This window comes from Actinomadura geliboluensis (assembly GCF_005889745.1).
Classification (GTDB): Bacteria; Actinomycetota; Actinomycetes; order Streptosporangiales; family Streptosporangiaceae; genus Spirillospora; species Spirillospora geliboluensis.
Genome location: NZ_VCKZ01000090.1, coordinates 1 through 23,887, shown reverse-complemented (window position 1 = coordinate 23,887; position 23,887 = coordinate 1). Strand labels below are relative to the sequence as shown.

General features: G+C 71.3%; 1 protein-coding gene. It reads right to left on the bottom strand.

Annotated elements, in window-relative coordinates; genetic code table 11:
- Positions 1-23,887: type I polyketide synthase (locus ETD96_RS46660; protein ID WP_138636915.1), on the bottom strand; the 23,887-nt coding region annotated here is incomplete at both ends.

Sequence of the window (23,887 nt, the reverse complement as noted above, 5' to 3'; positions counted from 1 at the left end):
GTCGCGGGGAGGCGGAGACCGGTGGCGGCGTTGAGGCGGTTGCGCAGCTCGACCGCCGTCAGCGAGTCGAACCCGAGGTCCTTGAACGCCTGGTCGGGGTCGACCGCGTCGGCCGTGGCGTGCCCCAGGACGAGGGCGACGTGGGACCGGACGAGGGCGGCGAGGGCCTCCACGGCGTCCGCGGCGGAGAGGCCGGCCAGCCGGTCGCGGAGGCCACCGGCGTCGGCCGTCGCGGCGGCCGCGGCGGCCTTCCGGACGGGAACGGGGACGAGCCCCTTCAGCACGGCGGGAAGGGTGTCGCTCTCCAGCTCGGAGCGGAGCAGCGCAGGGACGATCTTGACGGGGGCCAGGCATGCGGCGCCTGTGGCACGGGCGGCTTCGAACAGCGCCGGCCCCTCGTCCGCGGTGATGGGCTCGCCTCCCAGGCGGGTCAGGCGGGCCAGCCGACCGTCGTCCAGGTGGCCGGTCATGCCGCTGCGGTCGGACCACATTCCCCAGGCCAGGGAGATGGCGGGCAGGCCCTCGGCGCGGCGGTGCTGGGCCAGCGCGTCGAGGAAGGTGTTGGCGGCGGCGTAGTTGCCCTGGCCCGGATTGCCGAGGACGCCCGCCATGGAGGAGAAAAGGACGAAGTCGGTGAGGTCCGCGTCGCGGGTGAGTTCGTGCAGGTGCCAGGCGGCGTCAGCCTTGGGGCGGAACACGCGGTCGACGCGGTCGGCGGTCAGGGAGGTGACGGTGCCGTCGTCGAGGACGCCGGCGGCGTGGACCACGCCGGTGAGCGGGTGCTCGTCCGGGACGGCCGCGAGCAGCGCGGCGAGCGCGTCGCGATCGGCGGCGTCGCAGGCGGCGACCGTGACCTCCACACCCAGGTCGGCCAGCTCGGCGGCGAGTTCGGCGGTGCCCGGAGCGTCCAGACCGCGCCGGCTGGTCAGCAGCAGATGCCCGGCCTGCCGGGCCGTCGCGTAGTGGCGGGCGAACAGGGCGCCGAGGGTCCCGGTGCCGCCGGTGATCAGGACCGTGCCCCCGGTGGCCGGGTCCGGCGCGGCCGTGCCGTCGTCCACCGGGGTCTCCCGCACGAGCCGGGGGACGTAGAGCCGTGGCTCGTCACCGCCGCGCAGCGCCAGTTGCGGCTCGTCACTCGCGAGTGCCACCCGGAACGCCTCCGGAGGGACGCGGTCCTCGTCGTCCAGGTCGATCACGGTGAAGCGGCCGGGGTTCTCGCTCTGCGCCGTACGGATCAGCCCCCAGGCGGCGGCGTCCGCAGGGTTCGGCGACTCGGTGCCGTCATCGACGGCAACAGCCCGCGCGGTGACGAACACAAGTTGGCTATCCGCTGGCCGTTCCTCGGCCAGCCACGACTTGATCGTGTCGAGGGCGTACTGGACGGCCTCCCGCGCGGCGCCGGGGACGTCCTCGGCGGAGCTGGAACGCCCCAGCAGGCCGGTGGCGATGACCAGGTCGGGGACGGCGGCGGTGGCGTCCGTCGACAGCGCCGCCAGATCCAGATGGCTCTCGACCGCGACTCCGTCGGGCAGTGCCGCAACGAGCGCTTCGGGAACGGTCGGGCCCACGAACGCCACGCGACCGGTACTGAGGTCGTCCGTGCCGGGCGTGCGGGTCCAGGTCAGGCGGAACAGGTGGCCGGGCCGCCTCGCCGAGACGGCCTTCGCCAGGTGGTCCGCGGGGACCGGCCGCATGGCCAGCGACGCCACCTCGGCGACGGGCCGCCCGGCCGGATCGGCGAGGCTGACGCGCAGCGTGTCCTCGCCGGAAGGGACGATCCGGACGCGCAGCGCCCGCGCGCCCACCGCGTGAAGCCGGACGTCCGAGCAGGCGAACGGAAGGAGCACCTCGTCCGGGCCCTGCCCGGGGCTGGTGGCGGCGATGGCGTGGAGTGCGGCGTCGAAGAGGGCCGGGTGAATGCCGTAGCGGTCGGTGCCGACGGTGTCTCCGGCGGGGGCGCTCACCTCGGCGTAGAGGGTGTCGCCGTGCCGCCAGGCGGCGGTCAGGCCCTGGAAGGCGGGCCCGTAGCGGTATCCGCGTGCGGCGAGGCCGTCGTAGAGGGCGTCGGTGGGCACGGGGGTCGCGCCCGCCGGTGGCCAGACCTCCGGCCCCGCCCAGGCGGCCGTGTCCGGCGGGGCGGCCGGGGCCGCCTCGGAGGCGAGGGCGCCGGTGGCGTGGCGGGTCCAGGCGCCGCCGGCTTCGGCGTCGTCCGGCCGGGAGTGGACGGTGAAGGCCCTGCGTCCGTCGTCGTCGGCCGCCGCCACGCGCACTTGCAGGTGGAGGCCGCCGGGGGACGGGAGCGTGAGGGGCGCTTCGAGGGTGAGTTCTTCCAGGCGGGGCGCGTCGATGACGCTGCCGGCGTGGAGGGCGAGCTCGATGAACGCGGTGCCGGGCAGAAGCGGGACGTCGTGGACGGCGTGGTCGGCGAGCCACGGATGGCTGCGCGACGACAGGTGCCCGGTGAACAGGTGGCCCTCCCCGTCCGCGAGCGCGACGTCGACACCGAGCAGGCCGTGCTCGGCGGCGTGCAGGCCGAGTGTCTTGGGGTCGGCGGCGATGGTGGGGCCGTCGATCCAGTAGCGCTGGTGCTGGAAGGGGTATGTGGGCAGGTCGAGGTGCGCGGGATGAGCGCCCGGATAGAAGCCCGCCCACTGGGAGGACGTGGAGGTGTGGGTGAGAGCGGTGGCCAAGGAGGTCAGGACGCGCTGCCAGGTGTCCTCGTCGCGGCGCAGGGTGCCGGTGACGGCGACCTCGGCCGTGCTCGCGTGCTCTTCGGCCGTCTCCTGAAGCGGGTGCGTCAGGACGGGGTGCGGACTGGCCTCGATGAACAGGGTGTGCCCGTCGTCCAGCAGGGCACGTGTGGCCGCCTGGAAGTCGACGGTGGTGGCCAGGTTGTCGTACCAGTACTGGGCGTCCATCACCGTCGTGTCGTCCAGCGCACCGCCGGCGTGAGCGGACACGGTCGAGTAGAACGCCACGCCCGCGTCCTGCGGACGCACCGGAGCCAGCAGCTCCAGGAGTTCGTCATGCAGCGGGTGGACGTGCGGCGAATGGGAGGCGTAGTCGACCGGGATCCTCCGGGCGCGGACGCCCTGGGCGTCGCACTGGGCCAGGAGTTCGTCGAGAGCATCACCGTCGCCGGCGACGACGGTGGCCGACGGCCCGTTGACGGTGGCGACCGCCAGCTGTCCCCGCCAGTGTTCGATCAGGTCTGCGGCATCGGCCGCGGGGAGGGGCAGGGAGACCATGCCGCCTTGGCCCGCGATGTGGGTGATGGTCTGGGAGCGCAACGCCACGATGCGGGCCGAATCCTCCAGGGTGAGGATCCCGGCGATGTGGGCGGCGGCGATCTCGCCCTGCGAGTGGCCCACAACGGCATCGGGGGTGACACCCAGGTGCTCCCACAGGCGAGCGAGGGAGATCATCATCGCCCAGAGCGCGGGCTGGACGACATCCACCCGGTCGAGGTCGGGAGCGTCGTTGGTCTGGGTGAGGACGTCGATCAGGTTCCAGCCGGTGAACGGTTCGAGCGCGTCCGCGCAGGCGGTGAGGTGCTCGGCGAACACCGGCGAGGTGCGCATCAGCTCCACGCCCATGCCGGCCCACTGCGAACCCTGCCCCGGGAAGACGAAGACCGTCCTGCCCGGCTCGGCCGCCGCAGTCCCGGTGACCACATGCGGTGAGGGTTCACCGTCGGCCAGCGCCGCGAGCGCACCCCGGAAGTCGGCGGGCTCCCGGCCGATCAGCACCGCCCGGTGGTCGAACGCCGAACGTCCAGTCGCCAGGACGTGACCGATCCGCGCGGGCGCCGCCTCCGGGCTGCGGTCGAGGTGGTCCAGCAGCCGCCGTGCCTGCTCTCTCAGTGCGGTCTCGGACTTCGCCGAGAGCGGCCACGGCAGCGTCCCGTCCGTGGCGACGGCCGGCTCCGGAGCGTCGTGATCGGAGTCGTCGCCGTCCTCCGGGGCCTGTTCGATGATGAGGTGCGCGTTTGTGCCGCTGATGCCGAAGGACGAGACCGCGGCCCGGCGGGGACGTCCGGTGTCCGGCCAGGGCTGCTGCTCGGTCAGCAGCTCGACGGTGCCCGAGGTCCAGTCGACATGGGGTGTCGGCTCGTCGACGTTCAAGGTCTTCGGCAGCACGCCGTGGCGCAGGGCCATCACGGTCTTGATCACGCCGGAGACGCCGGCGGCGGCCATGGTGTGACCGATGTTCGACTTCAACGACCCCAGCCACAACGGCCGGTCTGCCGGGCGTGCCTGGCCGTAGGTCGCGATGAGGGCTTGCGCCTCGATCGGGTCGCCGAGTGTAGTCCCTGTGCCGTGGGCCTCGACCGCGTCGACCTCGTCGGCCTGGACGCGCGCGTTGGCCAGCGCCTGCCTGATCACACGCTCCTGCGAAGGACCGTTGGGGGCCGTCAGGCCGTTGGACGCGCCGTCCTGGTTGACCGCCGAGCCACGGACGACCGCGAGCACCTGGTGGCCGTTGCGTTGCGCGTCCGAGAGCCGCTCCAGGAGGAGGACACCGACGCCCTCACCCCATCCGGTGCCATCGGCGGATGCCGCGAACGCCTTGATCCGGCCGTCGGCCGCCAGACCGCGTTGCCGGCTGAACTCGGTGAACAGGCCCGGTGTGGCCATCACCGACACACCGGCGGACACCGCGAGGGTGCATTCGCCCTGGCGCAGCGCCTGCGTCGCCTGGTGCAACGCGACCAACGACGACGAGCACGCCGTGTCGATGGTGATCGCCGGGCCTTCCAGCCCGAGGAAGTAGGCCAACCGGCCGGAGATCACGCTGGTCGTCCTGCCGATCAGCACGTGCCCGTCGAATCCGGCGGTGTCGTGCGCCGAGCCGTAGTCCTGCGACACGGCGCCGACGAAGACGCCCGTCGAGCTGCCCCGCAGCGTGGCCGGGTCGATGCCCGCGCGTTCGAACGCCTCCCACGCGGTCTCCAGCAACAGCCGCTGCTGCGGATCCATCGCGGTCGCCTCACGCGGACTGATCCCGAAGAACCCCGCGTCGAACTCCCCGGCGTCATAGAGGAACCCGCCCTCGCGGGCATAGGTCTTGCCTGGACGTCCTGGATCCGGGTCGTAGAGCCCGTCAACGTCCCAGCCGCGATCGGTCGGCATCCCCGAGATCGCCTCACTGCCGGACGCGACCAACTCCCAAAGCTCTTCGGGCGACCGGACACCTCCCGGCAGGCGGCACCCGATGCCCACAACGGCGACCGGCTCGTCCAACGCCGCCGCCACGGCCACGGGCTCGGCGGCAAGCACCGCCTCACCCAGCAGTTCACGGCGTACATAGCGCGCCAACGCGGCCGGGGTGGGGTGGTCGAAGACGGCCGTGGCGGACAGGCGTCGGCCGATCGCCGCGCTCAGCCGGTTGCGCAGCTCCACCGCCGACAGCGAGTCGAAACCCAGCTCCTTGAACTTGGCGTCCGGACGGACCGCCTCCGGCGTCGCATGCCCCAGCACCGTCGCCGCGTGGGCCCGCACCATCTCCAGCAGTTCACGCTCGACATCGGCCGCCGACATCCCCGCGAACCGTTGCCCACCCGCCGCAGGACCGCCTGTGGCGGCGGTGCGCCGGACGGCACGCGGACGCACCAGCGCACCGAGCACCGCAGGCACATCCCCACCCTGCGCCAACCGCGCGACATCCAGCCGCGCGGGAACAACCGCCGGCTCACCGAGAGCCACGGCCGCGTCGAACAGCGCCAGGCCCTCCTCTGCCGTGATGGGCGTGATCCCCGAGCGAGCCAGGCGGGCCAGATCGGCGTCATCCAGGTGGCCGGTCATGCCGCTGCGGTCGGACCACATTCCCCAAGCCAGGGAAGTTGCGGTCAAGCCCTCGGCGCGACGGCGCTGGGCCAGCGTGTCGAGGAAGACGTTCGCCGCCGCGTAGTTGCCCTGGGCCGCGTTGCCCAGAACGCCCGCCATGGAGGAGAACATGACGAACGCGGCGAGATCTGTGTCGCGGGTGAGTTCGTGAAGGTGCCAGGCGGCATCGGCCTTCGGCCGCAGCACCGCCTCAAGCTGGTCGGGCGACAATGCCGACACCAGACCGTCCTGCAGCACACCCGCCGCATGCACCACCGCAGTCAGCGGATGCTCCGCCGAGACCTCCGCCAGCAGATCCGCCAACGCCGCACGATCACCGACGTCACAGGCCGCCACCCGGACTTCTGCTCCCAACGCCGCCAGGCGCTCGACCAACTCCGCCGCGCCCGCCGCCTCGGCACCCCGACGACTCACCAGCAGGAGACGCCGGACTCCGTACTCACGCACCAGGTGGCCGGCAAGCACTCCACCAAGCCCACCCGTGCCGCCAGTGATCAAAACCGTCCCGTCCGGGTCCCAACCCCGCGGCCCGGTGAAAACGATCTTGCCGACGTGCCCGGCCCGGCTCATCAGCCGGAACGCCTCGGGCGCCCGCCGGATGTCGTACGCGCGGACGGGCAGCGGCCGGAGCGCCCCCGCCTCGAACAGTTCCACCAACTCGGCCAGCATCTCGGCGAGCCGGTCCGGACCTGCCTCCAGCAGGTCGAACGCCCGGTAGCGCACGCCCGCGTACAGCTCCGCGATCCGCTCCGGATCGCGGACGTCCGTCTTGCCCATCTCGATGAAGCGCCCGCCGCGCGGCAGCAGCCGCAGCGACGCGTCCACCAGGTCGCCGCTGAGCGAATCGAGAACGACGTCCACCCCGGCGCCCCCGGTGGCGGCGGCGAACCGTTCCTCGAACTCGACGGTGCGCGACGAGGCGATGTGCTCGTCGTCCAGCCCGGACTCCCGCAGCGCAACCCACTTGCCGGTGCTCGCCGTGCCGAACACCTCAGCACCCAGGTGCCGCGCCAGCTGCACCGCGGCCATCCCCACACCACCGGCGGCGGCATGGACGAGGATCTTCTCGCCCGCCTGAAGCCCGGCCAAGTCCACCAGGGCGTACATCGCGGTCAGGAACACCGTGGTCGCGGAAGCGGCCTGCTCGAAGGTCCAGCCGTCGGGAACCGGGGCGACGAGCCGGCGGTCCACGGTCGCCAGCGGACCGAACGAGCCGGGGATCATCCCCATCACCCGGTCGCCGACCGCGAGTCCCGCCACCTCCGATCCGACCTCGACGACGGTGCCCGCGGCCTCGTTGCCCATCGAGGCTTCGCCCGGGTACATGTCCAGGGCGATGAGCACGTCCCGGAAGTTCAGCCCGGCAGCCCGCACCGCGATCCGGACCTGGTGCGGTAGCAATGGCGCCATCGCGTCGGGGGCCGCCACCAGGGACAGCGCGTCGAAGGTCCCGCGGCTGGTCACGTCCAGCCGCCACGCGGCCTGGTCGCGCGGGGGCGTCAGTCCCCCGGCGGCGCGGGTCAGCCTCGGTACCAGGACCTCTCCGTCGCGCACCGCCAGCTGCGGCTCACCGCAGGCCAGCGCGGCGGGCAGGATCCGGAAGGAACGCTCGTCCTCATCGACGTCGGCGAGGATGAAGCGATCCGGGTTCTCTGTCTGGGCGGTGCGGAGCAGGCCCCACACCGGTGCGGAGGCGAGATCGGGCTTCTCCGTGCCGTCGACCGCGACCGCGCCGCGAGTGACCACGGCCAGCCGCATGTCCGCGAATCGCTCATCCGCCAGCCACGCCTGCACCACGGACAACGCCTTGACCAGCACGCCGCGAGCGGCGACGGGATCGGCAGCATCACCGGGTGCACTGCAGGTCAGGACAAGATCGGGCCTGGAATCGGCGGGTTCGTCGCCCAGCATGGACAGATCCGCGTAGTGCCGCGTCTGTGCAGCGCTGAGGCCGAGTGCGTCCTCGCCGACCAGCGCCAGCGATCCTCCCTCGGAATCCGGTACGGAGTGGCTCACCCATTCCATGCGGAACATCGCGTCGTGACGGATGTCCCGCGCCCCGTCCAGCTTCTCCGGATCGACAGGACGCGATGTCAGTGAGCCGATAGACGCGACCGGCGCGCCCTCGGTATCGGAGACCTCCACGGCGAGGGTGTCGGCGCCGGCCGGTGCAAGTCGCACCCGCACGTTCTTCGCACCGGTCGCGTGCAGACGGACGTCAGACCACACGAACGGCAACCTCGGAGGCCCGTCACCCTGCTCGTCCGAAACCAGTTCGGCATGCAGGGCCGCGTCCAGCAGGGCCGGGTGAATGCCGAAAGCCTCTACCTCCGCGTGCCCTTCCTCGGGCAGGACGACCTCGGCGAACAGCTCCTCGCCCCGCTTCCATACCGAGCGCAACCCCTGGAAGGTCGGGCCGTACTGATAGCCGAGGGCAGCCAGCGACGAGTACACCTCACCGGTCTCCACCGGTGCCGCTCCGGCCGGCGGCCACACGCGTGCGTCCCAGGTGGACGGCACTGCATCACCAGAAGCCAAGACACCCGTGGCATGGCACGTCCAGGGCTCGCTCGTCCCGTCAGCATCGTGGCGGGAGTACAGATCCACCGAACGTCGTCCGGTTTCGTCCGGCTCTCCTGTCTCGACCCGCAACTGAACCCCGCCAGTCGCGGGCAGCACGAGCGGCGCCTGAAGGGTGAGCTCTTCAAGAAGGTCGCAGCCCACCTCGTCACCCGCGCGCAGCACCATCTCCACGAACGCCGTACCCGGTAGCAGGACGGTTCCCGAAACCGCATGGTCGGCCAGCCACCCATGCGCTCCCAACGACAACCGGCCGGTCAGAACCGTGCCACCCGTCCCTGCCAACTCCACCGCCGCACCGAGCAACGGATGCCCGACCGCCGCCTGCCCAGCCGCAGCCGCATCTCCTGCCTTCGCAGTTGTTTTGAGCCAGTAGCCCTGGTGCTGGAAGGGGTAGGTGGGCAGATCGAAATGTGTCGGTTGGGTCGCCGGATAGAAACGGGACCAATCCAGGGCGGCATGGGCATGAACAACCGCCAGGGAGGCCAGGACGCGGTGCCAGGTGTCCTCGTCGCGGCGAAGGCTGCCGGTGACGGCGATCTGGTCGGCGCCGCCGTGCTCTTCGGCGGTTTCCTGGAGTGGGTGGGTGAGGACGGGGTGCGGGCTCACCTCGATGAACACGGTGTGTCCGTCGTCCAGGAGGGCGCGTGTGGTCGCCTCGAACGCCACAGTGGTCCGCAGGTTCTCGTACCAGTACTCCGCGCCCATCGTCGTCGTGTCGCTCATCACGCCGTCGGCATGACCGGCCACTGTCGAGTAGAAGGCCACCTCGGCCTGGCGCGGACGCACGGGCTCCAGCAGTTCGAGGAGCTGGTCGTGGAGAGCCTCCACGTGCGGAGAGTGGGAGGCGTAGTCGACCGGGATCTTCCGCGCGCGAACACCGTCGCGCTCGCAGAGCGAGAGGATCTCGCCCAGCGCGTCGGCGTCGCCCGCGACGACGGTGGCCGACGGGCCGTTGACGGTGGCGACGGCCACCCGGCCCGCCCATGGGGCGATGAGATCCTCGGCGTCCGCGACGGGGAGGGACAGGGAGACCATCCCGCCTTGGCCCGCGATGTGGGTGATGGTCTGGGACCGCAGCGCCACGATGCGGGCGGAGTCTTCCAGGGTGAGGATTCCGGCGATGTGGGCGGCGGCGATCTCGCCTTGCGAGTGACCCACTACGGCGTCGGGGGTGACGCCCAGGTGCTCCCACAGGCGCGCCAGGGAGATCATCATCGCCCAGAGCGCGGGCTGGACGACGTCCACCCGGTCCAGGTCGGGAGCGTCGTTGGTCTGGGTGAGGACGTCGATCAGGTTCCAACCGGTGAACGGCTCCAGAACTGCGGCACATGCAGTGATGTGCTCGGCGAACACCGGCGAAGTGCGCATCAACTCCACGCCCATGCCGGCCCACTGCGAACCCTGCCCCGGGAAGACGAAGACCGTCCTGCCCGGCTCGGCCGCCGCCTCACCGGTGACCACATGCGGTGAGGGTTCACCGTCGGCCAGCGCCGCGAGCGCACCCCGGAACTCGGCGGGCTCCCGGCCGATCACCACCGCCCGGTGCTCGAACACCGAACGTCCCGCCACCAACGCATGACCCACCTGCGCGGGCGACGCCTCCGGATGGTCATCGAGGTGGTCCAGCAGCCGCCGCGCCTGCTCTCTCAGTGCGGCCTCGGACTTCGCCGACACCACCCACGGCAACGTCCCGTCCGTCACCGCCGCCGGCTCAGGCTCCGGGGCCTCCCGGCCCTCACCCTCCTCTGGAGCCTGTTCGATGATGAGGTGCGCGTTGGTGCCGCTGATGCCGAAGGACGAGATCCCGGCCCGACGCGGACGGTCGGCCTCCGGCCAGGGCTGCTGCTCGGTCAGCAGCTCGACGGCGCCCGAGGTCCAGTCGACGTGAGACGTCGGCCGGTCCACGTGAAGCGTCTTGGGCATCTGGCCGTGCCGCAGAGCCATCACCGTCTTGATCACACCCGCGACGCCAGCGGCGGCCATCGTGTGACCGATGTTCGACTTCAACGACCCCAGCCACAACGGCCGTCCCTCAGGACGCCCCTGGCCGTAGGTCGCGATCAGCGCCTGCGCCTCGATCGGATCGCCCAGAGTCGTTCCGGTGCCGTGCGCCTCGACAAGGTCGATCTCCTGCGATGACAGGCCCGAGTTGGCCAGCGCCTGCCTGATCACACGCTCCTGCGAAGGACCGTTAGGAGCCGTCAGGCCGTTGGACGCGCCGTCCTGGTTGACCGCTGAGCCACGGACGACCGCTAGCACGGGATGCCCGTTGCGTTGCGCGTCCGACAGCCGTTCGAGGATGAGGACACCAACGCCCTCACCCCAGCCGGTGCCGTCCGCCGCGTCAGCGAATGCCTTGATCCGGCCGTCGGGCGCCAGGCCACGCTGTCGGCTGAACTCGGTGAACAGGCCCGGCGTCGCCATCACCGACACACCGGCGGACACCGCGAGGGTGCACTCCCCCTGACGCAGCGCCTGCGTCGCCTGATGTAGCGCGACCAACGACGACGAGCACGCCGTGTCCACGGTCACCGCCGGGCCTTCCAGCCCGAGGAAGTACGCCAGCCGACCGGAGATCACGCTGGTCGTCCTGCCGGTGAGCAGGTAACCGTCGAATCCGGCGGTGTCGGTCAGTGATCCGTAGTCCTGTGACAGCGCGCCGACGAACACGCCGGTCTGGGTGCCGCGTACCGACTCCGGGCGGATCCCCGCGCGCTCGAACGCCTCCCACGCGGTCTCCAACAGCAGCCGCTGCTGCGGATCCATCGCCGTCGCCTCACGCGGACTGATCCCAAAGAACCCCGCATCGAACTCGCCCGCGTCATACAGGAACCCGCCCTCACGGGCATAGGTCTTCCCCGCCCGGCCCGGATCCGGGTCGTAAAGCCCATCGACGTCCCAGCCACGATCGGTCGGCATCCCCGAGATCGCCTCACTGCCGGACGCGACCAACTCCCAAAGCTCCTCGGGCGACCGGACACCCCCCGGCAGACGGCATCCGATGCCCACCACGGCGATCGGCTCGTCCAACGCCGCCGCCACGGCCACGGGCTCGGCGGCAGGCACCGCCTCACCCAGCAGTTCACGGCGCACATACCGCGCCAACGCGGCCGGAGTCGGATGGTCGAAGATCGCCGTCGCCGGCAAGCGCAAACCGATGGCCCCGGCCAGCCGGTTGCGCAGTTCCACCGCCGACAGCGAATCGAACCCGATCTCCCTGAATTTGGCGTCCGGCCGGATCGCCTCCGCATTCGCGTGCCCCAGCACGATCGCGGCGTGCGCGCGCACCGTCTCGACCAGTTCGCGTTCCGCGTCGGCGGCGGGCATCCCGGCGAACCGATGCCCACCCGCCACCGGACCACCGGCCGCAGCGGTGCGCCGGACGGCACGCGGACGCACCAGCGCACCGAGCACCGCAGGCACATCCCCACCCTGCGCCAACCGCGCGACATCCAGCCGCGCGGGAACGACCGCCGGCTCCCCAAGGGCGAGCGCCGCGTCGAACAGCGCCACCCCTTCGTCCGATCGGAGGGGCACCAGGCCGACGCGGGCGAAACGGGCCAGGTCCGTCTCTCCCATGTCTCCCGTCATGTCGCTGCGCTGATCCCAGAAGCCCCACGCCAGCGACGTCCCAGGCAGCCCTTGAGTCCGGCGGTGCCCGGCCAGCGCGTCGAGGAAGACGTTCGCCGCCGCATAGTTGCCCTGGCCGGGATTGCCCAGGACGCCCGCCACGGAGGAGAACAGCACGAACTCGGCAAGCTCCATCTCACGGGTGAGCTCGTGCAGATTCCAGGCCGCGTCGACCTTGGGACGGAACACGCTCTCGACACGCTCGGCGGTCAACGAGGAGATGATGCCGTCATCGAGCACACCTGCGGCGTGGACGACGGCGGTGAGCGGATGCTCCTCGGCGATCCCCGCCAACAGGTCGGCGAGCGCGTCGCGATCGGCGGTGTCGCACGCGGCGACGGTGACCTTCACACCCACGCCGGTCAGCTCGGCGGCAAGGTCGGCGGCGCCCGGAGCGTCCAGGCCGCGGCGGCTGGTCAGCAGCAGATGCCCGGCCCGCCGCTCCTCCGCGAAATGGCGGGCGAGCAAGGCACCCAGGGTCCCCGTACCGCCCGTGATCAGGACCGTCCCGTCCGGGTTCCACACCGGCGGCATGGTCAGCACGATCTTTCCGATGTGCCGTGCCTGGCTCAGGACGCGGAACGCCTCGGGCGCCCGCCGCACGTCCCACGTCCGGACGGGCGAATGCGTGAGCGCACCGCGCTCGAACAGTCCGGCTAACTCGGCGAGCACCGCCTGGAACCGCTCCGGCTCCGCGAGAGCGAACTCGGCCAGGTCGAACGCCTGGTACTCCACGCCGGGATGGGCCTCGGCCACTTCCGAGGGGTCGCGGACGTCGGCCTTGCCCATCTCGACGAACCGGCCACCGCGCGGCAGGAGCCGCAGCGAGGCGTCCACGAACTCTCCCGCCAGGCAGTCCAGGACCACGTCCACGCCCCGGCCGCCGGTCGCCGACAGGAACCGCTCCTCGAACTCCAGCGTCCGGGACGAGGCGATGTGCTCGTCGTCCAGCCCTGACTCCCGCAGCGCAACCCACTTGCCCGTGCTCGCCGTGCCGAACACCTCGACGCCCAGATGCCGCGCCAGCTGCACCGCGGCCATCCCCACACCACCGGCGGCGGCATGCACCAGCAGCGACTCGCCCGGCCGCAGCCCGGCCAGGTTCACCAGCGCGTGGTAGGCCGTCGCGAACACCATCGGCACCGCCGCCGCGTCCTCGAACGACCAACCGTCGGGAACCCTCACGACCAGACGGTGATCGGTCACCGCCACGGGGCCGAACGCCCCCGGCACCATCCCCATCACCCGGTCGCCCGGCCGCAGCCCGGTCACGCCCGAACCGACCTCGGTCACCACCCCGGCGCCCTCGACGCCCATCGACGCCTCTCCCGGGTACGTGTCCAGGGCGATGAGCACGTCCCGGAAGTTCAGCCCGGCCGCCCGCACCGCGATCCGGACCTGGTGCGGCAGCAATGGCTCCGCCGCCTCGGGAGCCGCCACCAGGGACAGCGCGTCGAAGGTCCCGCGGCTGGTCACGTCCAGCCGCCACTCCGTCCGCTCGTGCGGAGGTGCCAGCGCCCCGTCCGCCGCCGCCCGGGTCAGCCTCGGGAGAAGAACCTCTCCGCACCGCACCGCCAGCTGCGGCTCACCGCAGGCCAGCGCGGCGGGCAAGAGCTGCAGGGAACGCTCGTCCTCATCGACGTCGGCAAGGACGAACCGGTCCGGGTTCTCCGTCTGCGCAGACCGCAGCAGACCCCACACCGGTGCTGAGGCGAGATCGGGCTTCTCCGTGCCGTTGACGGCAACCGCGCCGCGAGTGACCACGGCCAATCGCATGTCCGCGAAACGCTCATCGGCCAGCCACGCCTGGACCACGGACAGCGCCCTGAGCACCTCGCCGCGAGCGTCGGCGCCAGGAACAGGCAGGTGGCAGGACAGGACGAGTCTGGGGCGAATTCCGGGAGCGAGTTCGTCCCCCAGCGTGGACAGATCTTCGTACCGCACGCCGTCCAGCAGGGTGCTGAGGCCAAGGCCGTCCTCGCCTACCAGCGCGAGCGATCCGCCATCGGAATCCGGTAGCGCGTGGCTCACCCAATCCATGCGGAACAGCGCGTCGTGCAGGATGGCCCGTGCCCCGCCCAGCTTCTCCAGGTCGACCGGGCGCAACGCTAGTGAGCCGATCGACGCGACCGGCGCGCCCTCGATGTCGGCGACCTCGACGGCGAGGGTGTCACTGCCGGCCGGGGCGAGTCGCACCCTCACGTTCGTCGCGCCCGTCGCGTGCAGACGGACGTCAGACCACACGAACGGCAACTTCGGAGGCTCCAGCTCCTGCTTCGTCTCTGGGAGGACGGCGGCGTGCAAGGCCGCGTCCAGCAGGGCTGGGTGAATCCCGAAAGCCCCTACCTCCGCATGCCCCTCCTCGGGAAGGACGACCTCGGCGAACAGCTCCTCGTCCCGCTTCCATACCGCCCGCAGCCCCTGGAAGGTCGGGCCGTACTGATAGCCGAGATCGGCCAGCGACGAATACACCTCACCGGTCTTCACCGGCACCGCTCCGGCGGGCGGCCACACCCTCGCGTCCCATGTAGACGGCACTGGATCACCAGAAGCGAGCACACCTGTTGCATGGCAGGTCCAAGACGCACCCGTCCCCACGCCATCAGGCCGGGAGTGGACGGTCACCGAACGCCGTCCTGTGTCGTCCGGCTCCCCTACCTCCACCTGGAGATGCGCCCCATCAGTCCCGGACAGGACGAGCGGTGCTTGCAGAGTGAGCTCTTCGAGATGGTCACAGCCGACCTCGTCGCCCGCGCGCAGCACCATCTCCACGAACGCCGTACCCGGCAACAGGACAGTTCCCGAAACCGCATGGTCGGCCAGCCACCCATGGGCCCCCAGCGACAACCGGCCGGTCAGAACCGTGCCACCCGACTCCGCCAACTCCACCGCCGCACCGAGGAGACCGTGCTCGGCGGCTTGCAGGCCGAGAGTTCGGGCGTCGGTGGCGGCGCTGGTGCCCTGGATCCAGTAGTGCTGGCGTTGGAAGGGGTAGGTGGGCAGGTCGAGCTGCGCGGGGTGAGCACTGGGATAGAAGCCCGCCCAGTCGGGGGTGGCGTGCGTGTGAGCGGTGGCCAGGGAGGTCAGGACGCGATGCCAGGTGTCCTCGTCACGGCGGAGGGTGCCGGTGACCAGGGTTTGTTCGCCCGCTGGGTGCTGTTCGGCGGTCTCCTGTAGCGGGTGGGTGAGGACGGGGTGCGGGCTGACCTCAATGAACAGGGTGTGCCCATCGTCCAGCAGGGCACGTGTGGCCGCCTGGAACTCGACGGTGGTGGCCAGGTTCTCGTACCAGTACGCCGCGCCCATCGCCGTCGTGTCGCGCATCGCGCCATCGGCATGACCGGCCACCGTGGAGTAGAACCCGACGGTCGCCGGTAGAGGTTCGACTGGCGCCAGAAGCTCCAGCAGCTCGCCGTGCAGTGCCTCCACGTGCGAGGTGTGGGAGGCGTAGTCCACCGGGATTCGCCGAGCCCGAATGTCCTGGCGCTCGCAATACGACAGCAACTCCTCCACGGCATCGCTGTCACCGGCGACCACGGTGGCCGACGGCCCGTTGACCGTGGCGACCGCCAGCTGTCCCCGCCACTGTTCGATCAGGTCTGCGGCATCGGCCGCGGGGAGTGGCAGGGAGACCATGCCGCCTTGGCCCGCGATGTGGGTGATGGTCTGGGAGCGCAGCGCCACGATGCGGGCGGAGTCTTCCAGGGTGAGGATTCCGGCGATGTGGGCGGCGGCGATCTCGCCTTGCGAGTGGCCCACAACGGCGTCGGGGGTGACGCCCAGGTGCTCCCACAGGCGCGCCAGGGAGATCATCATCGCCCAGAGCGCGGGCTGGACGACGTCCACCCGGTCCAGGCTCGGGGCCCCTTCCACCTGGCCGAGGACGTCGATCAGGTTCCAGCCGGTGAACGGCTCCAGCGCCTCCGCGCACGCGGTGAGGTGCTCGGCGAACACCGGCGAGGTTCGCATCAGCTCCACGCCCATGCCGGCCCACTGCGAACCCTGCCCTGGGAAGACGAAGACGGTCCTGCCCGGCTCGGCCGCCGCCTCACCGGAGACCACATCGGCGGAAGGCTCACCCGTGGCGAGTGCGGCGAGGCCGTTGCGGAAGTCGGCGGGTTCCCGGCCGATCACCACCGCCCGGTGCTCGAACACCGAACGTCCCGCCACCAACGCATGCCCCACCTGTGCAGGCGACGCCTCCGGACTGACAACAAGATGATCCAGCAACCGCCGCGCCTGCTCCCGAAGTGCGGCCTCGGACTTCGCCGACACCACCCACGGCAACGTCCCGTCCGTCACCGCCGCCGGCTCAGGCTCCGGGGCCTCCCGGCCCTCACCCTCCTCTGGAGCCTGCTCGATGATGAGGTGCGCGTTCGTGCCGCTGATGCCGAAGGAGGAGATCCCGGCCCGGCGGGGACGTCCGGTGTCCGGCCAGGGCTGCTGCTCGGTCAGCAGCTCGACAGCGCCCGAAGTCCAGTCGACGTGAGACGTCGGCCGGTCCACGTGAAGTGTCTTGGGCATCTGACCGTGCCGCAGAGCCATCACGGTCTTGATCACACCGGCCACACCGGCGGCGGCCATGGTGTGACCGATGTTCGACTTCAACGACCCCAGCCACAACGGCCGGTCTGCCGGGCGTCCCTGGCCGTAGGTCGCGATGAGGGCCTGCGCCTCGATCGGGTCGCCGAGCGTGGTCCCTGTGCCGTGGGCCTCGACCGCGTCGACCTCGTCGGCTTGGACGCGCGCGTTGGCCAGCGCCTGCCTGATCACACGCTCCTGCGAAGGACCATTAGGAGCGGTCAGGCCGTTGGACGCACCGTCCTGGTTGACCGCCGAGCCACGGACGACCGCCAGCACCTGGTGACCGTTGCGTTGCGCGTCCGACAGTCGTTCCAGGATGAGGACACCGACGCCCTCACCCCAGCCCGTGCCGTCCGCCGCGTCGGCGAACGCCTTGATCCGGCCATCGGCCGCCAGGCCACGCTGTCGGCTGAACTCGGTGAAGAAGCCCGGTGTGGCCATCACCGACACACCACCGGCCACTGCGAGGGTGCACTCCCCCTGTCGCAGCGCCTGCGCAGCCTGGTGCAACGCGACCAGCGACGACGAGCACGCCGTGTCGATGGTGATCGCCGGGCCTTCCAGCCCGAGGAAGTAGGCCAGCCGACCGGAGATCACGCTGGTGGTCCGGCCCGTCAGCAGCAGGCCCTCGGCGCCCTCCACGGCCTCGTGCAGGTGAGGGCCGTACTCCTGTGACAGCGCGCCGACGAACACGCCGGTCTGGGTGCCGCGCACCGACTCCAGGCGGATACCCGCGCGTTCGAACGCCTCCCACGCGGTCTCCAGCAGCAGCCGCTGCTGCGGATCCATCGCCGTCGCCTCACGCGGACTGATCCCGAAGAACCCCGCATCGAACTCGCCCGCGTCATAGAGGAACCCGCCCTCACGGGCATAGGTCTTGCCTGGACGTCCTGGATCCGGGTCGTAGAGCCCATCGACGTCCCAGCCGCGATCCGTAGGCATCCCCGAGATCGCCTCAGTGCCAGACGCGACCAGCTCCCACAACTCCTCCGGAGAAGCGACGCCTCCCGGAAGCCGGCATCCGATGCCCACGATGGCCACGGGTTCGTCCAGCGCGGCGGCCATGGCCACGGGCTCGGCGGCGGGCGCCGCCTCACCGAGCATGTGCCGGGCCAGCCCGGCCGGGGTGGGATGGTCGAAGACGGCGGTAGCGGACAGGCGCCGGCCGATCGCCGCACTCAGCCGGTTGCGCAGCTCCACCGCCGACAGCGAATCGAAACCCAGCTCCTTGAACTTGGCGTCCGGACGGACCGCCTCCGGCGTCGCATGCCCCAGCACCGTCGCCGCATGAGCCCGCACCAACTCCAGCAGTTCACGCTCGACATCGGCCGCCGACATCCCCGCGAACCGCTCCCCACCCGCCGCCGGACCACCCGTGGCAGCAGTACGCCGGACGGCACGCGGACGCACCAGCGCACCGAGCACCGCAGGCACATCCCCACCCTGCGCCAACCGCGCGACATCCAGCCGCGCAGGAACGACCGCCGGCTCACCGAGAGCCACGGCCGCGTCGAACAAGGCGAGCCCTTCGTCCGTTCGAAGCGGCACCAGGCCGACGCGGGCGAAGCGGGCCAGGTCCGCCTCCCCTATGTCCGCTGTCATGTCGCTGCGCTGATCCCAGAAGCCCCAGGCCAGCGATGTCGCCGGCAGCCCTTGGGCCCGGCGGTGCTCGGCCAGCGCGTCGAGGAAGACGTTCGCCGCCGCATAGTTGCCCTGCCCCGCGCCGCCGATCGCGGCCATCACCGAAGAGAACATGACGAACGCGGCGAGGTCCATGTCGCGAGTGAGCTCGTGGAGGTGCCAGGCGGCATCGGCTTTCGGCCGCAGCACCGCCTCAAGCCGGTCAGGCGACAACGCCGACACCAGACCGTCCTCCAGCACACCCGCCGCATGCACCACCGCAGTCAGCGGCGCCTCCGCCGAGACCTCCGCCAGCAGACCCGCCAATGCCGCACGATCACCGACATCACACGCCGCCACCCGGACCTCGGCACCCAACCCCGCCAGGCCCTCCACCAACTCCCCCGCACCCACCGCCTCCGAACCCCGACGACTCACCAGCAGAAGGCGCCGAACCCCGTACTCACGCACCAGATGACCGGCAAGCAACCCACCAAGCCCACCCGTGCCACCAGTGATCAAAACCGTCCCGTCCGGATCCCAACCCCGCGGCACGGTGAAAACGATCTTGCCGACATGCCCGGCCCGGCTCATCAGCCGGAACGCCTCGGGCGCCCGCCGCACGTCCCACGTCCGGACCGGCGAATGGGTGAGCACACCGCGCTCGAACAGCGCGACGAGCTCGGTCAGCATCCGCTGGACGAGCTCCGGCTCCGACAGGGAGATCGTGATCAGATCGAACACCTGGTACTCGACGCCGGGATGGGCTTCGGCGACCTCCTCCGGATCGCGGACATCGGTCTTGCCCATCTCGATGAACCGGCCCCCGCGCGGCAGCATCCGCAGGGAGGCGTCGACGAACTCCCCGGCCAGGCTGTCCAGGACGACGTCCATCCCCTGGCCGTCCGTGGCGGACAGGAACTGTTCCTCGAACTCGACGGTGCGCGACGACGCGATGTGCTCGTCGTCCAGCCCTGACTCCCGCAGCACGGCCCACTTGCCGGTGCTCGCCGTGCCGAACACCTCAGCACCCAGATGCCGCGCCAACTGCACCGCGGCCATCCCCACACCACCGGCGGCGCCGTGCACGAGGACCTTCTCGCCCGCTTGGAGCCCGGCCAGGTTCACGAGGCCGTGGTACGCGGTCGCGAAGACGATCGGCACGGACGCCGCGTCCTCGAACGACCAGGTCCGGGGCATCGGTACGACCAGGCGGTGATCGGTGACCGCGACGGGCCCGAACGCGCCGGGCATCATCCCCATCACGCGGTCGCCCGGCCGCAGCCCGGTCACGTCCGAACCGACCTCGGTCACCACCCCGGCGCCCTCGATGCCCAGGGAGGCGTCGCCCTGGAGGAGGCCGAGCGCGACGAAGACGTCCCGGAAGTTCAGCCCGACCGCCCGCATGTCGACCCGGACCTGGTGCGGCAGCAGCGGCGCCATCGCGTCGGGGGCCGCCACCAGGGACAGCGCGTCGAGGGTTCCGGGGCTGGTCGCTTCCAGCCGCCAGGCGGTCTCGTCCTGCGGGGGCGTCAGCGCGTCGTCGGTCTGAGCCCGGACGAGCCTCGGCACCAGGACCTCGCCGCCGCGCACCGCCAACTGCGGCTCACCGCAGGCCAGCGCGGCGGGCAACATCTGCAGCGAACGCTCGTCCTCATCGACATCGACAAGGACGAACCGGTCCGGGTTCTCCGTCTGCGCAGACCGCAGCAGACCCCACACCGGTGCCGACGCGAGATCGGGCTTCTCCGTGCCGTCGACCGCAACCGCGCCGCTCGTGACCACGGCCAGCCGCATGTCCGCGAAACGCTCATCGGCCAACCATGCCTGCACCACGGACAACGCCCCGAGCAGCACACCGCGCCCGGCGACAGGATCAGCAGCATCACCGGGCGGGCAACATGCCACGACAGAATCGGGCCGGGAGACGGCGAGTTCGTCACCCAGCACGGACAGATCCGCGTAGCGCCCGCCGTCCAGAACGGTGCTCAGGCCGAGTCCGTCGTCACCGACCAGCGCCAGCGACCTGCGTTCGGGCTCCGGTACGGCACGGCTCACCCAATCCATCCGGAAGAGCGCATCCTGCAGGACGTCCCGCGCCCCGCCCAGCTTCTCCGGATCGACAGGGCGCAACGCCAGCGAACCGATCGACGCCACCGGCGCGCCTTCGGCGTCGGCGACGTCCACCACGAGAGCGTCACGCCCCGAGGGGATGAGTCGCACCCGCACGTTCGTCGCGCCGGTCGCGTGCAGACGGACGTCAGACCACACGAACGGCAACCTCGGCGGCCCTTCGCCCTGCCCGTCCGAAACGAGCCCGGCATGCAGGGCCGCGTCCAGCAGGGCAGGGTGAATACCGAAGGCGGTCGCGTCCCCGTGCTGCTCCTCCGCCAGAGCCACCTCGGCGTAGACCTCGTCGCCCCGCCGCCATACCGCTCGCACCCCTTGGAAGGTCGGGCCGTACTGATAGCCGAGATCGGCCAGCGACGCGTACAACTCACCGGTCTCCACCGGTGCCGCTCCGGCCGGCGGCCACACCCGCGCATCCCATGCGGACGGCGTCAGATCACCGGAAGCGAGCACACCCGTGGCGTGACAGGTCCAGGACGCACCCGTCCCCACGTCATCAGGCCGGGAGTGGACGGTCACCGAACGCCGCCCGGTGTCGTCCGGCTCCTCTATCTCGACCCGCAACTGAACACCGCCTGTCGCGGGCAGGACGAGCGGCGCCTGCAGTGTCAGCTCTTCGAGATGGTCACAGCCGACCTCGTCGCCCGCGCGCAGCACCATCTCCACGAACGCCGTACCCGGCAGCAGGACGGTCCCCGAAACCGCATGATCGACCAGCCACCCATGCGACCCCAACGACAGCCGACCGGTCAGAACCGTGCCACCCGTGGCCGCCAACTCCACCGCCGCACCGAGCAACGGATGCCCGACCGCCGCCTGCCCAGCCGCAGCCGCGTCCCCCGCGCTCTCGCGCCTCTCCAGCCAGTAGTTCTGGTGCTGGAAGGGGTAGGTGGGCAGATCGAGATGGGTCGGCCGGGTCGCCGGATAGAAAGCAGACCAATCCAGAGCGGCATGGGCGTGAACAGTCGCCAGGGAGATCAGGACGCGTTGCCACGTGTCGTCGTCCCGGCGAAGGCTGCCGGTCACGGCGATCTGGTCAGCGCCACCGCGCGCTTCGGCGGTTTCCTGCAGAGGATGGGTGAGGACGGGATGCGGGCTGACCTCGATGAACACCGTGTGCCCATCGTCCAGCAGCGCACGAGTGGCGGCCTGGAAGTCGACGGTGGTGGCCAGATTCTCGTACCAGTAGTCCGCGCCGAGCAGCGTCGTGTCGCTCATCGCGCCGCCGACATGGCCGGCCACCGTCGAATAGAAGGACACGTCCGGCTGCCCCGGACGCACCGGAGCCAGTACCTCCAGCAGCTCCTCGCGGAGGGCCTCCATGTGCGACGAATGGGAGGCGTAGTCGACGGGGATGCGGCGGGCACGAACGTTCTCCGCCTCGCAGTGGGCCAGCAGCTCATCGACGGCGTCGCCGTCACCCGCGACGACGGTGGCCGACGGCCCGTTGACCGTGGCGACGGCCAGGCGCCCTTCCCAGCGCTCGACCATGGCCATGGCCTCGGCCACGGGCAACGGCAGGGAGACCATCCCGCCCCGGCCCGCGATGCGGGCGATCGCCTGGGAGCGCAACGCCACGACGCGGGCGGCATCCTCTAGGGACAGCACACCTGCGATGTGGGCGGCGGCGATCTCTCCCTGGGAGTGCCCCACCACTGCATCGGCCGTGACGCCGAGGTGCTCCCACAGGCGAGCCAACGAGACCATCACCGCCCACAGGGCGGGCTGGACCACATCAACCCGGTCCAAGCTCGGAGCACCCGCCACCTGTCCGAGCACGTCGATCAGGTTCCAGCCGGTGAACGGCTCCAGCGCCTCCGCACACGCGGTCAGATGTTGGGCGAACACCGGCGAGGAGCGCATCAACTCCACGCCCATGCCGGCCCACTGCGAACCCTGCCCCGGGAAGACGAAGACCGTCTTGCCCGGGCGAGAGGCATCCGCACCGGTGACCACGCGAGGGGACGGCTCACCTGCGGCCAGCGCCGCCAACGCGTCCCGGAAGTCGCCGGGCTCCCGGCCGATCACCACCGCCCGGTGCTCGAACACCGAACGGCCCGCCACCAGCGCATGCCCCACCTGCGCAGGCGACACCTCCGGGAAGGCATCCAGATGATCCAGCAGCCGCCGCGCCTGCCCCCGAAGGGCCGCCTCGGACTTCGCCGACACCACCCACGGCAACGTCCCGTCCGTCACCACCACCGGCTCAGGCTCCGGGACCTCCCGGCCCTCACCGTCCTCCGGAGCCTGCTCGATGATGAGGTGCGCGTTGGTGCCGCTGATGCCGAAGGACGAGATCCCCGCCCGGCGCGGACGATCCGCTTCCGGCCAGGCCCGCTCCTCCGTCAAGAGCCGCATCGCACCGGACGACCAGTCCACGTGGGAGGACGGGCGGTCCACGTGCAGCGTCCTCGGGAGGCGGCCCTGCCGCAGGGCCATCACCATCTTGATGACGCCGCCGACACCCGCCGCGGCCATGGTGTGGCCGATGTTCGACTTCAACGACCCCAGCCACAGCGGCCGATCCTCCGGACGCCCCTCGCCATAGGTCGCGATCAACGCCTGCGCCTCGATCGGGTCGCCCAGCCGCGTGCCCGTGCCGTGCGCCTCGACGGCGTCGATCTCTCGCGCCCGCAGGCCGGCGCTCGCCAGGGCCTGCTGGATCACGCGCTCCTGCGACAGCCCGTTGGGGGCGGTCAGGCCGTTGGACGCGCCGTCCTGGTTGACCGCCGAGCCGCGGACGACCGCCAGGACCCGGTGGCCGTTCCGCCGCGCGTCGGAGAGGCGTTCGAGGAGGACGAGCCCGACGCCCTCCGCCCAACTCGTGCCGTCGGCCGCCGCGGCGAACGGCTTGCACCGGCCGTCCGCCGCGAGCCCGCGCTGGCGGCTGAACTCCACGAACATGCCCGGCGTGGCCATGACGGCGACGCCGCCGGCCAGCGCGAGATCGCACTCGCCGTTGCGGAGCGCCTGCGCGGCCATGTGCATCGAGACGAGCGAGGACGAGCAGGCGGTGTCCACCGTCACGGCCGGGCCCTGCAGTCCGAGGACGTACGAGACGCGGCCCGAGACGACGCTCGCGGTGTTGCCCGTCAACAGGTAGCCGTCGAAGCCGGCCGCGCCGTCGTGCAGGTGGGGGCCGTACTCCTGGCTCATGGCGCCGACGAAGACGCCGGTCTGGCTGCCGCGCAGCGCGGCGGGGTCGATGCCCGCCCGCTCGATCACCTCCCAGGAGGTCTCCAGCAGCAGCCGCTGCTGCGGGTCCATCGCCGTCGCCTCGCGCGGGCCGATCCCGAAGAAGGCGGGGTCGAACGCCGCCGCGCCGGCCAGGAACCCGCCCTTGGCGACGTAGGACGTGCCGGGCCGGTCGGGGTCGGGGTCGAGGAGCCGGTCGAGGTCCCAGCCGCGGTCGGCGGGAAAGTCGGTGATGGCGTCGACGCCTTCGCTGACGAGCCGCCACAGGTCCTCGGGCGACTGGACGTCCCCCGGGTAGC